General features: G+C 59.5%; 12 protein-coding genes. 5 read left to right on the top strand and 7 right to left on the bottom strand.

Going from position 1 to position 12,989, the window contains the following annotated elements:
- Positions 1 to 164: 164 nt before the first annotated feature.
- Entirely contained in the window at positions 165 to 1,259 is a 1,095-nt protein-coding gene (sfnG, locus tag MXF20_RS06285; RefSeq protein ID WP_325968278.1) for a dimethylsulfone monooxygenase SfnG, read from the top strand.
- 2 nt (positions 1,260 to 1,261) lie between these two features.
- On the opposite strand, the gene MXF20_RS06280 is transcribed toward sfnG, so the two are convergent.
- Positions 1,262 to 2,452, bottom strand: coding sequence for an MFS transporter (locus tag MXF20_RS06280; protein ID WP_325968277.1), 1,191 nt, complete (start codon positions 2,450 to 2,452; stop codon positions 1,262 to 1,264).
- A 309-nt stretch (positions 2,453 to 2,761) separates the two neighbouring features.
- Here MXF20_RS06280 and MXF20_RS06275 point away from each other — a divergent pair, with 309 nt between their 5' ends.
- Positions 2,762 to 3,295, top strand: coding sequence for a sterol desaturase family protein (locus MXF20_RS06275; protein WP_325968475.1), 534 nt, complete (start codon positions 2,762 to 2,764; stop codon positions 3,293 to 3,295).
- Here the strand turns inward: MXF20_RS06275 and crtB are convergent.
- From crtB to MXF20_RS06250, 5 genes are read right to left on the bottom strand one after another with little or no spacing between them, the layout of a single operon-like run.
- Positions 3,234 to 4,163, bottom strand: a complete 930-nt coding sequence (gene crtB, locus MXF20_RS06270) for a 15-cis-phytoene synthase CrtB (protein ID WP_325968276.1) — start codon at positions 4,161 to 4,163, stop codon at positions 3,234 to 3,236. The two genes, MXF20_RS06275 and crtB, sit on opposite strands and share 62 nt — an antisense overlap.
- Positions 4,160 to 5,641 carry a phytoene desaturase gene (locus tag MXF20_RS06265; protein ID WP_325968275.1) on the bottom strand — a complete coding sequence of 494 codons (1,482 nt, stop codon included), beginning with the start codon at positions 5,639 to 5,641 and terminating at the stop codon, positions 4,160 to 4,162. Before MXF20_RS06265 ends, crtB begins: the two co-directional genes overlap by 4 nt.
- Positions 5,641 to 6,807, bottom strand: a complete 1,167-nt coding sequence (gene crtY, locus MXF20_RS06260) for a lycopene beta-cyclase CrtY (RefSeq protein ID WP_325968273.1) — start codon at positions 6,805 to 6,807, stop codon at positions 5,641 to 5,643. Before crtY ends, MXF20_RS06265 begins: the two co-directional genes overlap by 1 nt.
- Complete coding sequence (locus tag MXF20_RS06255) at positions 6,807 to 8,084, bottom strand: glycosyltransferase (protein ID WP_325968272.1); 1,278 nt, start codon at positions 8,082 to 8,084, stop codon at positions 6,807 to 6,809. The genes crtY and MXF20_RS06255 overlap by 1 nt, the downstream gene beginning before the upstream one ends.
- A 14-nt stretch (positions 8,085 to 8,098) precedes the next feature.
- A complete protein-coding gene (locus tag MXF20_RS06250) occupies positions 8,099 to 9,004 on the bottom strand; it encodes a polyprenyl synthetase family protein (protein WP_325968271.1) in 906 nt (301 codons plus the stop codon).
- A 208-nt stretch (positions 9,005 to 9,212) separates the two neighbouring features.
- Here MXF20_RS06250 and MXF20_RS06245 point away from each other — a divergent pair, with 208 nt between their 5' ends.
- Both MXF20_RS06245 and MXF20_RS06240 read left to right on the top strand, forming a co-directional pair.
- Positions 9,213 to 10,394, top strand: coding sequence for an FAD-binding oxidoreductase (locus tag MXF20_RS06245; RefSeq protein ID WP_325968269.1), 1,182 nt, complete (start codon positions 9,213 to 9,215; stop codon positions 10,392 to 10,394).
- Positions 10,395 to 10,537: 143 nt separating this feature from the next.
- Positions 10,538 to 10,753, top strand: a complete 216-nt coding sequence (locus tag MXF20_RS06240) for a hypothetical protein (protein WP_325968268.1) — start codon at positions 10,538 to 10,540, stop codon at positions 10,751 to 10,753.
- 39 nt (positions 10,754 to 10,792) lie between these two features.
- Here MXF20_RS06240 and MXF20_RS06235 read toward each other — a convergent pair whose 3' ends face one another.
- Complete coding sequence (locus tag MXF20_RS06235; protein ID WP_325968267.1) at positions 10,793 to 11,500, bottom strand: phage antirepressor KilAC domain-containing protein; 708 nt, start codon at positions 11,498 to 11,500, stop codon at positions 10,793 to 10,795.
- A gap of 263 nt (positions 11,501 to 11,763) precedes the next feature.
- Between MXF20_RS06235 and MXF20_RS06230 the strand changes: the two genes are divergently transcribed.
- Positions 11,764 to 12,957, top strand: a complete 1,194-nt coding sequence (locus MXF20_RS06230; RefSeq protein ID WP_325968266.1) for a zinc-dependent alcohol dehydrogenase — start codon at positions 11,764 to 11,766, stop codon at positions 12,955 to 12,957.
- Positions 12,958 to 12,989: the final 32 nt, after the last annotated feature.

Genomic DNA, 12,989 nt, shown 5'->3' with positions numbered 1-12,989 from the left:
ATCAGCAACAGCGCTTAACTCATCTGAATACCATTCAACAGTGAAATCAGGCGGTTAACCTGCAGCGAAAGCTGGCATGCACACTGCATAGCTTCTTATAGCCAAAAGAATTAATGGTCATTATTTTCTGTTAATCCAGCTATAAGAAATATCAGGAGCAAGGTATGTCACAGGTGAAACCGCTACAGTTTGCTTACTGGGTGCCCAACGTGTCGGGTGGTCTGGTCATCAGTCAGATAGAGCAGCGCACGCGCTGGGATGCGGAGTACAACCGCGAACTGGCGAAAATCGCCGAACGCGCCGGCTTCGATTATGCCCTGACGCAGATTCGCTTCACCGCCGGCTATGGCGCTGATAATCAGCACGAATCTGTCACTTTCTCTCAGGACCTGCTGAGCCACACCACCAAACTCAAAGTGATTGCCGCGCTGCTGCCGGGGCCATGGAATCCAACGCTGGCGGCGAAGCAGATCGCCACCATCAGTCACCTGTACGGTCCGCGCATCGCCGTGAACATTGTCAGCGGCTGGTTTCGCGGCGAATTTAAAGCGATTGGCGAACCCTGGCTCGATCATGAAGAGCGCTATCTGCGCTCGGAAGAGTTTATCCGCTGCCTGCGCGGCATCTGGCGCGAAAGCAGCTTTAGCTTCGCCGGTGATTTTTATCGCTTCCGCGACTATTCACTCAAGCCAAAACCGCTCGATCCGCTGCCGGAAATTTTCCAGGGCGGCAGCTCGCGTGCCGCGCGTGATATGGCGTCGCGGGTGTCTGACTGGTATTTCACCAACGGCAATACGCCGCAGGGCGTGCGGCAGCAGGTGGAGGATATCCGCGCCAAAGCGGCAGTGAATCAGCATGACGTCAAAATCGGCCTGAACGGGTTTGTCATCGCCAGGGAGAGTGAACAGGACGCGCAGGCGGTGTTGCAGGAGATCATTGCCAAAGCCAATCCGGAGGCGGTGAAGGGCTTCCAGCATGAGGTGAAAAACGCCGGTAGCGCGTCGCCGGAAGGCGAGGGCAACTGGGCCAAATCCTCGTTTGACGATCTGGTGCAATACAACGACGGCTTTAAAACCAATCTGATCGGCACGCCGCAGCAAATCGCTGAGCGCATTATGGAGCAGAAGCGCGCGGGCGTTGATTTACTGCTGCTGGCGTTTCTGCATTTCCACGAAGAGGTGGAGTTCTTCGGGCGTGAAGTTATCCCGCGCGTGCGTGAGCTGGAACGGCAGGAGGCGCAGACCGCTGTCACCGCCTGAAGTCAGATGTGGCGATCGCGTCCGGCCAGCAGCGCCATCGCCATTTGCAGCGCGCTCACCGCTAACAGCATCAGCAGCGGCAACTGCCAGCTGTTGCTGACATCGTGCAGCATGCCGAAGCACAGCGGCCCCAGTGCCGCCAGCCCGTAGCCCACGCACTGCGCCATGCCAGAGAGTTTCGAGGCCTGGCGATGGTCCCGTGTGCGTAAATTAAACAGCGACAGGCTGATTAACAGTGACGCGCCAGCCCCAAGGCCAGCCAGAATCAGCCACAATAGCGACCACGCCGGCGCCAGCAGCAGCCCGGCAACGGCGATGAAGATCGATAGCGAGGCCAGCAGCCCGATCAGACGCTGATCGCGCAACTGCTTCAGGGCGCGCATGCACGCAAGGTTAGAAACGATCGCCACGATTTGATAGATAAACAACATGCCGCCGGCCTGCAGCTGACTGATGCCATTATCCTGCGCAAACGGGGTGAACCAGCCAATCAGGGTATAAAACAGCAGCGACTGGCTGGCCATGAACAGCGAAACCTGCCAGCCGATGGCGGTGCGCCACGGTGAGCGGGTGACGGTCATTTCTGCCGTGCGCCGCTCATGCACCGTGGTTTTTTTCAGCTGCGGCAGCCACGCCAGCAGTGCGATCAATGCCGGAATCAGCCATACCGCCAGCGACAGACGCCAGCCCGCGCTGCTGAGTTCGGCCAGCGGCACGGCCACGCCGGAAGCGATGCTGGCGGTGATGCCCATGGTCATGGCATACAGCCCGATATAACGCGCGGTGTGCGCGGTATAATCACGCTTAATCAGCGGCGGCAGCAGAACGTTGGCCGCCGCGATACCGCTGCTGAGAATCAACGTCCCTAGCCATAGCGCCGTTTCGCTGCCGCTGATGCGCAGTAACGAACCCACAACAATCAGGAGCAACGAACCCCACAGACTGCGCTCAAGGCCAAAGCGATTACCGAACCACGCGGCTGGCGGTGACAGCGTGGCGAACATCAGCAGCGGTAAAAAGTTAATCACGCCGGCAGCGCTGGCGCTCAGGCCAAACGTCAGGCGAATATTTTCCAGCACCGGCCCGGTGGCGGTGATGGGCGTACGCAAGTTGGCGGCGGTGAGTAACAGCAACAGCAGAAAAAAGCCTGAACGACGCAGGGCAGAATCAGCAGATAAAGCGGAGTTGGACATCCTTTCGCACCATAGAAATGAGGCAGAGACGCTCTGCATATGGTGCGTTGATTAACGTTAACGCGTACGCAGCGGTCTGGCCTGCTGAACAGCTGGCTATACTAACCAGCCACTAACCTGATGTAAAGCCGGCGAAATCAGCGGCCATCAACGAGAAAATCCCTCGCCGCTTTGCTTGTCCGACGATGATGGCACGCCGCCATGTTCTGCCTGGCGTTTAAAAGGCCGGTGCGTTTTTTTGCCCGCGACTTGCGCCTTTCGCTATCCACGTCCACCTTTATACTCTCACTCTTCGCAAATGGACGAATGATGCTCTGGTTATGGAATACGCTTATCCTGCTGGCTACCGTGATACTGATGGAGATCGTCGCGGCGCTGTCGCATAAGTACATCATGCACGGCTGGGGATGGGGCTGGCATTTGTCGCATCATGAACCGCACGAGAGCAAATTTGAGCTGAACGATCTTTACGCCGTGGTGTTTGCGCTGCTGTCGATTGGCCTGATCTGGCTGGGTGTCAACGGCGTCTGGCCGCTGCAGTGGATTGGCGCAGGCATGACGACCTATGGCGCGCTCTATTTTATGGTACACGACGGCCTGGTCCATCAGCGCTGGCCGTTTCGCTATATCCCGCGCAAAGGTTATCTGAAGCGATTATATATGGCGCACCGCATGCATCATGCGGTGCGGGGACGCGAAGGCTGTGTCTCCTTTGGCTTTCTTTATGCGCCACCGCTGCACAAGCTGCAGGCGACGCTGCGCCAGCGCCACGGACGTCGCGTTAACGCGGACGCTGCCACAGACCGGCAGGACGCGCCTGCGGATGAGCAAGGCGTGAGGTAAGCGCCACGCCCGCGCCTTTCACCAGCAGCGCCAGCTTTTCACCTTTACTGGTGCGCTGGCGCGCATCCCACGCCCGGGCACCGGCATGTTCCACCTTCACGCCAATTTCACGGTAAACGCCGCGCGCGGTGGCGATCGCCCACGCCGAGCGCAGCGGCAGTCCGGGCAGACCACTGCGTGCTGACTGATAGTACGGCTCGGCCTCGCGCACCAGTCGCGCCGCCAGCGGGGCCAGCGCCGCGCGATGTTGCGGATCGGCGAGCTGGGCGGCGTTCAGTCCGGCCTCATCCAGCCAGCTCTGCGGCAGATAGCAGCGGCCATTCTCGGCATCTTCAACGATATCGCGTGCGATATTGGTCAGCTGGAACGCCAGCCCCAAATCACAGGCATGATCGAGCACGCGCTCATCCCGCACCCCCATCACGCGCGCCATCATTAAGCCCACGACGCCGGCCACGTGATAGCAGTAACGCAGCGTGTCTTCAAAACGGTAGTACCGCGTTTCGCGTGCATCCATGGCAAAGCCTTCCAGATGATCAAACGCCAGCTGCTGCGGAAGCTGATGCGTCAGTGCCACTTCCTGAAAGGCACGGAACGCCGGTTCATCCATGTGGGCACCGCTGTAAGCGCGGCGCGTTTCAATTTGCAGGTGGCGCATACGCGCCTGCACCTCCTCCACCGCGTGCTGCGTACCGCCTTCGCCCAGCGTCTGGCCATCGATCACATCGTCACAGTGGCGACACCAGGCGTACAGCATCAGCGTGCTGCGGCGCGTCGGGGGATCAAACAGCCGGGTGGCGCTGGCAAAGCTCTTTGATCCCTGCGCCATGGTTTGGGTGACCTGCTCAATCAGCGGCGGTTGGTTCATCCGGTCAGGTCCTCCAGCATCAGCTGGGCGGTCGCTTTTGCAGAGCCGATAACCCCGGGCACACCGGCACCGGGATGCGTGCCGGCCCCCACCAGATAAAGGTTATCGATGTCGGCATCACGGTTATGAGGCCGGAACCAGGCGCTTTGCGTCAAAATCGGTTCAAGCGAAAACGCTGAGCCCTGATGTGCATGCAGCGTGTCGCGAAAATCAAACGGCGTAAACATTCGGTGTGTCACTAACTGCTGTCGCAGACCCGGCATGTAGTGCTCCTCCAGATAAGCAAAAATGCGATTGCGCAAACGCGGTCCTTCCTGTTGCCAGTCAATTGCGGCGGTGCCGAGATGCGGCACCGGTGCCAGCACATAAAAACTGCCGCAGCCTGGCGGTGCCAGCGACGGATCGCTCGAGCAGGGCGCGTGCAGATACAGCGAAAAATCTTCTGACAGCTGGCTGCTGTTAAAAATCTCGTCAATCAATTCGCGATAGCGCGGACCAAAGCACACGGTGTGGTGCGCCAGCTGCGGGTGCGCATGATTAAGTCCAAAATAGAGCACAAACAGCGAGTTACTCATCCGCTTGCGCTTCAGCGTTGTCGCGCGTTTACGTGCCACAGGGTGCTGGCTTAACAGGCGATCGTAGGTATGCACCACGTCGGCATTAGAGGCAACCGCATCGGCATCAAAACGCCGCCCATCCTTCAGCTGCACACCGCTTATGCAATTACCCGTGGTTTCCAGCTGGCTGACTTCGGCGTTGAGCAGCAGTTCACCGCCCAAATCGCGAAACAGCCGCGCCATGCCGTCAACCAGCGCGCCGGTGCCGCCGCGCGGAAACCAGACGCCCCATTCGCGCTCCAGCGCGTGGATTAAGGTATAGATCGAGGACGTTGCAAAAGGATTACCGCCGACCAGTAACGAGTGGAATGAAAAAGCCTGACGTAAATGCTCGTCCTGGATAAATTTCGCCACCATGCTGTAAACGCTGCGCCAGGCCTGCAGCCGGCCCAGCTGAGGCCCGGCACGCAGCATGTCGCGGAAGTGCAGAAAAGGCACGGTGCCCAGTTTCAGATAGCCCTCACGAAACACATCCTGCGAATAGGCCAGAAACTGGCGGTAACCGGCGACATCCTGCGGATTAAAGCGGGCAATCTGCTGCTCCAGCTGCACCTGATTGTTGTCGTAGTCCAGCTGTTTACCGTCTTCCCAGCACAGGCGATAAAACGGCGTGACCGGCATCAGATCGACATAATCACTCAGCTTTTTACCAGCCAGCGTAAACAGCGCCTCGATAGCGCTGGGATCGGTGATCACCGTCGGGCCGGCATCGAAGCTAAAACCCTGATCCTGATAAACATAGGCGCGCCCGCCGGGCTTATCGCGCTGTTCCAGCAGCGTGACCGGCACGCCGGCCGCCTGCAGACGAATTGCCAGCGCCAGGCCACCAAAGCCTGCGCCAATCACATAGGTGCGTTTCATTATTTCTTCCCTGGTAACGGAGAGGTCATCATCAGTGCGCGCAGCGCTTCGCCGAGTGGGACCGGCGGTTTGCCGCACAGAATGCGTGCTTTGTCGCTGAGGCGCAGTTGCCCGGCGTAAAAGCGGCTAATCAATCCGGCGTCGAGCCGGTAAAAACGCTGCATCACGCGCCAGCGCTGCTCGGGCCGTCCGGCCAGAAACAACATGCGGTTTAGCAGGCGGAAAAAACGCTGCTCGCGCCAGTGCTGTCGTGCAAAGGATTCAATGCGCTGGCTCAGCGTAGGGGCATCGGCGGGCAGCGTCCGGGCGATCTCCTCCGCCAGTGCCACTGCTGCAGGCAGCGAATAGCCGGTGGTGGCATGAAACAGGCCGGCACGTAGCCCGCTGCACGGCTGACCGCGCTGCAGTTGCCAGAAGCGTTCGATATCGCCGCTGAGCGTAATGGGTAACGAGCCGTGCTCCTCGCGCAGCATCTGACTTAGCTGCCAGCCGCGCTGCCGGGCGTACTCGTTAATATGCCGGCGCGCCTGCGCGGTATCCAGCGTGACATTGTTGATGTAATGGGTGTCTTCAATCAGCAAGCGATCGGCGGCGAGCGGCAGCGTGTAAACAAAGCGATAACCCTGCTGCTGGTCGACGCTGGCATCCATCAGTATCGGCTGATGCAGGCCGTGCGGCGCCGCCAGCTGCCACTCCTGACCGACAAAAGCCTGATAGCCCAGCTGCAGATGCGGTGTTGGCTGCAGGCCCCGGCCGTCAATCACCGCCTGCGCCTGTAAAATCTCGCCGTTCGTCAGCCTGACTTCGGTGGGCGAAACGTCGCTGACCGGCGCTGCGGTGCGCAGCGCTGAGCCAAGAACCTGCTGTAGATGCTGGGCGAAATCCGTCGAGGCAATCGTGCAGTATTCCCCATCCAGCTGGCGACGCAGGGTAGGAAAGCGCACCTGATAACCGGGCCAGCGCGCCGAGAGCAGCGGTTCGAGCCAGCGGAATTGCGCTTCGCTGACGTCGTCGCGGTGGAATGACCAGGTATGATTGCCGGCCGGCTGCGCCTGGCTCTCCAGCAGCAGAACGTTAAGCGCAGGCTGCTGCTGGCGTAAACGCAGTGCAATCAGCCCGTTGGCGAGGCCGGCACCAACCAGAATGACATCGTAGGGTGTGCGCATCAGGTGGCCTCCGCCAGCACGATTTGCTGCTGACAAAGCGCCTGCTCAACAATATCTGCCGCACGTGTACAGCCACCGGCGCGTTGCAGCTGCGCCTGAATGGCTGACATGCGCAGACGATAGCGATCGTCACTCAGCAGCTGTTGCAGGTGGTGCTCCAGCTGCGCGACGCGGCTGAAGCGCGAGGCGCGCCGGCCGACGCCGTGCCACTCAATGCGTGCCGCCACGCCGGGCTGATCGAAGGCGATCGGCAGCGCCAGCATCGGCGTGCCGCACGCCAGCGCTTCCAGCGCGCTGTTGAGTCCGGCGTGGGTGATGAACAGTTGCGCATGCTGCAGCGCCGCGCGCTGATCGACAAAATCCGTTACCCAGGCGGCTCCGGCCAGTCTGAGCTGATGGGCCTGACTGGCGGTTAACCCGCCGCAGTGGGCCACCACCAGCGACAGCTGCTGATTGCGGCAGGCCTGGGCCAGATGCAGAAACAGGCGAAAACGGTGCCCCTGCAGCGTGCCAAGCGAGGCATAAACCACCGGCTGGCGCAGCGCTGGCCAGGGCGCAGCAAGCGCTTCTGAGGTCACCGCCGTGCGCAGCGGGCCCACGCTGTGATAGCAGGCAGGCAGTTGCTGTCGTGGAAAATCAAACGCCGGCACCAGCTGGCTGATTTGCGCCAGCGGTGACAGACACTGATGTAAGCCCTGACGCTCAGGCAGGCCAAATGCCCGCGCGTGTCGCGCAATCACGGCACCATGACGGCGCATCAGACGATCGTAGATGTCGCTGCTGGCCTGATAGCGCTGCAGCGCTTTTTCGTCCTGGGCAAAGCGGAAAGGCATCACCGCCAGCGGAATAGCCGCTTCGCGATTGACCGGCAGCGCGCAGGCCACCGACACAAACGGCAGCTGCAGCGCCTCTGCCACCAGACCCCCAGCCGCTTCCATTTGGTCGGCAATCACACCATCCACCTGCAGCCGTTGCAACACCGCCGGCAGTTCACGGCACAGCATATCGGTGGTGCTGGCCAGATCGCCAATCACGCGAAACAGCGACAGCCCGCCAGGCGCAGCCAGCCGGCGGAGTTCGCTGGCGAGTGAACCGGCAGGATGCGTGCGTTCACCAACGGCGACAAAGGCGATGCGCTCGTCGCTGAGTAAAGTACGTGCGTCGCTTTGCTGAATAAAGGTGATGCGATGTCCGCGCGCCAGCAGGGTTTGCGCCAGCGCCTGCAGCGCGTGAAAGTGGCTGTAAAGCGGCGGCGCAATAACGGCAAAATGCCCCATAGGTGTTACCGGGTTCAGTTGAACATCGCCAGCTGTTGGTTAAACAGGGCGTGCATGTATTGACGGGTGGCGATACCGCGATGGCAGGCGCAGGCAAGGTGTGCATCGGCACTGCTTAAATGGTCGCGCAGACGGCGTTCAGCGCCTTCCGCACCGAGCATCTGCACCAGCGTGGATTTGCCATGATCCTGATGACAGTCCTTGCCGGTGTGTTTATAGCCATCCGCCAGGTCGTCGAGTAACTGGAACGCCTGCCCCAAATCCTGCGCAAAATAGCTTAAACGCTGGCGCACCTGGGCCGGCGCATCGGCCGCGATCGCCGCCATCTGCAATGTGGCACGAAACAGCACGCTGGTTTTCAGCTCGTTGGTTAAGGTGATGGCTTCCGGACTGCGGCTGTGTGCGCCGTCATGCAGATCCTGGAACTGACCCTGCACCAGTCCCTGCAGGCCCACGGCCGAGGAGAGCTCGGCAATGGCTTCGGCTTTTTGCGATGCTGGCAGGCCTGGCGCGAGGGCAATTACCTCAAAGGCGCGGCTGAGCAGAGCGATCGCCGCCAGAATTGCCACGTTTTCGCCAAATTCACAGTGGATCGCCGGGCGTCCACGCCGCATGCGGGCGTTATCCATTGATGGAATATCGTCGAGAATCAGTGAGGCGGCATGCACCATTTCGACGGCACAGGCGAGATCAAAGATGCCCTGCTGCGCCACGTCGCAGCCCATATCGCGCGCCGCCAGCAGCAGTAAGAGCGGACGAATGCGTTTGCCGGGTGCCAGCGTGCCGGCGCGCATGGCTGCCCGAACGCGATCGGCCTGCTGACCGACAGGCAATAATTGTTCAAGATGTGCCTGCAATGCGTGATGCAACTGGAGGAGATCGCTTTCCTGGCTTGCTGTGGTGTCGACATGGGCGGTCATAGCGGCTTTCCATGGTTAGTTAAATTCTTGTGCTTTTTCAATTAACCGTAGACCCGGTAAGGGGAGTGCGCCAGCGAGCGAAGCGAGTTTCATTCACCGTCAGGCTTTTTTTATTTTATTGAATAACCTGAGAAGTCATTTAAGTGTCTTTCAGGCCAGTTTTTAATACAGTTTGACTATGATGGCGGGCAGCCAGAGGAGAGCATTGATGGCGGTACAAAAAGTGGCGGTAATCGGCGCTGGCGTAACGGGACTGGCCATAGCGCGCGCGCTGGCGCAACAGGGCGTGCAGGTAACCCTCTTCGATCGCCAGCACATCGGCGCGGGTACCAGCAGTACCACGTTTGCCTGGGTGAATTCCAACGGTAAGCAACCCGCCAGCTATCACCGGCTGAACGCGCTGGCGATGGAAGAACATGCCCGACTGCAGCTAACACAGCGCAACGGGTTGCGCTGGCTGGAACCTTGTGGCACCTGGGAGTGGGCTGGCGCGGATGAAGCCGAACAGCAACTGCAGCAGCGTGCCGCCGCGCTGCAGGCGGCGGGCTATGCGGCACGCCAGGTGACGCTGGCAGATTTGCAGCAGGAAATCCCTGAACTGCACGCGTCTGCGGTGAGCGGCAGCATCTGGCATTTCCCGACCGAATCGGTGCTGCATCCGGCGCTGTATCTGGCACGGCTATGGTCAGACGCGCAGGCGCACGGCGCGGTGCTGCATCAGCATCAGGCGATTCAGCAGATCAGTGAAAACGCTGACGGCGTGACGTTGCAGCTGGAGCAGGGTGACCAGTGGCAGGGCGATCGGCTGGTGCTGGCGACCGGGCGCTGGGCCAATCAGCTACTGCATACGCTCGGCCTGGAACTGGCCCTGATTGATACCAGCAAGCCTGATGCAGTGGCCTGCAGCTTTCTGGCGCGCACCGCACCTCAGCCGTTATCGCTTGCGACTAACCTGATTTCACCGCGGCTCAACGTGCGGCCGGACGGTGGTGGACGTCTGCTTTTGCAGGCGCTGGATCTCGACCATCTGGCCGATCCGGCTGCGCCGCCGTCGACGGAGAGTGCCATCGCTGAACAGTTTCGGCAGCGCTACCACGCGCTGTTTGCCAGCGCCGGTGAGTTGCAGATTGAGCAGCTGGTGGTCGGGCAGCGGGCGCGTCCGGCTGATGGATTGCCGGCGCTGGGCTTTGTCACCCCGCATCAGCGCGTGTATGTGGCGGTTACGCACAGCGGCATCACGCTGTCACCGCTGATCGGCCGGCTGGTGGCGGAAGAACTGATCGGCGATAGCCCCAGCGATCTGCTGCAGGACTTTCGTCCGCAACGGCTGATCGGCAAATCCGCCAGCGCGTTTGCTCCGATTCAGCGTAACTTTCCGGCGGCACAGTAATCCCGCGCGGGCACGCAGCCAAACACGATCGGCAGGGTGGTTAATTTTTAACCTGAATTAATGCGCCAGCTGATCGCGATCAAATCCTCCTCTGCAGCGCTGCTCAACCATGAAAGGCGAAATCAAGGCAAGAGGAGGTTGATATGCGTACAACCCTGATGACACTCCCGCAGATGGCACGCTATCTCGATGTGCCCTGTACCACGCTGGCACGCGCGTTTTGTAATCGCGGCACGCTGGAAAAACTGCCGCTGCCAGCGGCGATTGATGACAGCCAGCCGCTCTCCTGTCGCTGCTGGTCAGGCGAAGAGGTCAGACAATTTCGCCATCAGCTACAGCGCCGCCGCCATCAACGCTAAGCGAACCCGCCCTGGCCGGTCATCCTGACCGGCTGAGTGTCAGGCCGCGACCCCATTGGGCTGGGCAGCAACATGGCCAGCCCACAGGCTCGCCACCCATTTCACGCCTTTCGCGGTAAACCGTGCCTGCGAAAAAGCATGCTGGTTTTCACCCATTCCACTGCGCAGCGCGAAATAGCCGGCCTGCAGATGATGCTGCTGTGGCGTCAGGGCACCTTTGTCACGGTACATGATGTTGCGCTCAAGCAAAAACTGCCGAAACTCAGGCTCTTTCACCTTGAGCATTTTGCACAGCTGGCGAAAACCCAGTGACTCATGCACATCAACAAAGCGATCAAAGAATTCTGCCTTTGGGGCGGTCAGCGCCAGCTGCTGTTCCGCTGCACGGCGTTGTTCAAACTGCTCGGCCCAGGCGCGTGCCGCTTCTGCCGGATTGGTGAAATCCGGCAACTGGGTGAATTTCTCCCGCTCCTGCCAGCGGTCCAGCAGTTCGGCGGTAAAGCCAGGGGAAAGACGAGCAACCGCCAGCAGCGAGTCACGTTTATTCAGCTGAAATTCCTGACGTGTCTCACTTTCATGCTCGTAATGATTCACCGTGACAGGCTGGGAAAGGCGCTGCGCGGTTTCCAGGCTTTTAATCAGGCGCTTCACTTCGCCATGCGTGATGCCGGTTATTCTGGCAATTTCACGGCTGCTCATCAGCAGAGTCGCGTTGAGAGCAGCAAGACTTTCCGTTGAGATCATCATCAGTATCACCTCTTACAAACGTGGAACAGTCCATCAGACTGCTGGATAAGTATACAATATACTGGTTGCATATCCAGTATTATTTTTAGCCGTTATTGTAAGAAGCCAACATCTGCGAGACATCGCACAACGCGCGATGGCCCTTAACCCCGCTCAGCACCCGATACCGATACGCTTGCCTAATTGATTATTACCACCAGGCTTAAGCGATTCAGGTTAAATAAAGACAGCCTTTCGTTACGCTTATTTATGAGGAGCTGATTATGAAAGCGTTAACTTATCATGGCCCGCATCGGGTGCGGGTAGAAACTGTTCCTGACCCTATTTTAGAGCAGCCGGACGACATTATTTTACGCGTCACCGCCACGGCTATTTGCGGCTCCGACTTACATCTCTATCGCGGTAAAATTCCCGGCACCGATCACGGGGATATATTTGGCCACGAATTCATGGGTGAAGTGGTTGAAGCCGGAAGTGAGGTCACCAACGTAAAAATTGGCGATCGCGTTGTGGTGCCGTTTGTTATTGCCTGCGGTGACTGCTTCTTTTGTCATCTTCATCAGTATGCTGCCTGTGAAAATACCAATAGCGGGCGTGGCGCCATTTTAAATAAGAAAAATATCACGCCGCCTGCGGCGCTCTTTGGTTACAGCAAACTGTATGGCGGTGTACCGGGCGGACAGGCGGAATATGTTCGGGTGCCAAAAGCCAATGTCGGGCCGTTTAAAGTGCCGCTGGCGCTGCCGGATGAGAAAGTGCTGTTTCTCTCCGACATCCTGCCCACTGCCTGGCAGGCAGTACAGAATGCCGGGCTGGGTAAAGGCTCCAGCGTCGCGATTTTCGGTGCCGGTCCGGTGGGATTACTGAGCGCCGCCTGTGCGCGTCTGGTGGGCGCGGAAGAGATCTTTATGATTGACCATAATGCTTACCGGCTGGAATTTGCCCGCCAGCGCTATGGCGTAACGCCGGTCAACTTTGATGAAATTGACGATCCTGCTGGCTGGATCATTGACCATACTCAGGGGCATCGTGGCGTTGATGCGGTGATTGACGCCGTAGGGTTTGAAGCCAAAGGTAGCCTGACGGAAACGGTGATGAGTAACCTTAAACTGGAGGGCAGCAGCGGCAAGGCGCTGCGGCAGTGTATCGCAGCGGTGCGCCGTGGCGGTGTGGTCAGCGTGCCGGGCGTGTATGCCGGCTTTATCCACGGCTTCCTGTTTGGTGATGCGTTCGACAAAGGACTGACGTTTAAAATGGGCCAGACGCATGTGCAGGCTTATTTACCGCGCCTGCTGTCGCTGATTGAGCAGGGGCTGCTGACGCCGGAAGAGATTGTGACGCACCATATGCCGCTGGAAGAGGCGGCGCGCGGCTACGAGATCTTTGAGAAACGCAAAGAGGATTGTCGCAAAGTGATTCTGGTGCCCGGTATGGCCCGTTCCACGCCGGCGGCCTGAGTGCTGACAGGCTGCCGGATGGCAGCCTGTTT

Source organism: Pantoea dispersa, from assembly GCF_035783935.1.
In the GTDB taxonomy this organism is placed as follows: Bacteria; Pseudomonadota; Gammaproteobacteria; order Enterobacterales; family Enterobacteriaceae; genus Pantoea; species Pantoea dispersa_C.
This window is presented reverse-complemented; position numbering and strand designations above follow the sequence as displayed.

Bases quoted from the DNA above. Each gene is read 5' to 3' on its own strand.
- MXF20_RS06275 (WP_325968475.1), top strand. From the start codon at position 2,762: ATGCTCTGGTTATGGAATACGCTTATCCTGCTGGCTACCGTGATACTG.
- sfnG (WP_325968278.1), top strand. From the start codon at position 165: ATGTCACAGGTGAAACCGCTACAGTTTGCTTACTGGGTGCCCAACGTG.
- MXF20_RS06250 (WP_325968271.1), bottom strand. From the start codon at position 9,004: ATGACCGCCCATGTCGACACCACAGCAAGCCAGGAAAGCGATCTCCTC.
- MXF20_RS06265 (WP_325968275.1), bottom strand. From the start codon at position 5,641: ATGAAACGCACCTATGTGATTGGCGCAGGCTTTGGTGGCCTGGCGCTG.
- MXF20_RS06280 (WP_325968277.1), bottom strand. From the start codon at position 2,452: ATGTCCAACTCCGCTTTATCTGCTGATTCTGCCCTGCGTCGTTCAGGC.
- MXF20_RS06240 (WP_325968268.1), top strand. From the start codon at position 10,538: ATGCGTACAACCCTGATGACACTCCCGCAGATGGCACGCTATCTCGAT.
- MXF20_RS06245 (WP_325968269.1), top strand. From the start codon at position 9,213: ATGGCGGTACAAAAAGTGGCGGTAATCGGCGCTGGCGTAACGGGACTG.
- crtY (WP_325968273.1), bottom strand. From the start codon at position 6,807: ATGCGCACACCCTACGATGTCATTCTGGTTGGTGCCGGCCTCGCCAAC.
- crtB (WP_325968276.1), bottom strand. From the start codon at position 4,163: ATGAACCAACCGCCGCTGATTGAGCAGGTCACCCAAACCATGGCGCAG.
- MXF20_RS06235 (WP_325968267.1), bottom strand. From the start codon at position 11,500: ATGATGATCTCAACGGAAAGTCTTGCTGCTCTCAACGCGACTCTGCTG.
- MXF20_RS06255 (WP_325968272.1), bottom strand. From the start codon at position 8,084: ATGGGGCATTTTGCCGTTATTGCGCCGCCGCTTTACAGCCACTTTCAC.
- MXF20_RS06230 (WP_325968266.1), top strand. From the start codon at position 11,764: ATGAAAGCGTTAACTTATCATGGCCCGCATCGGGTGCGGGTAGAAACT.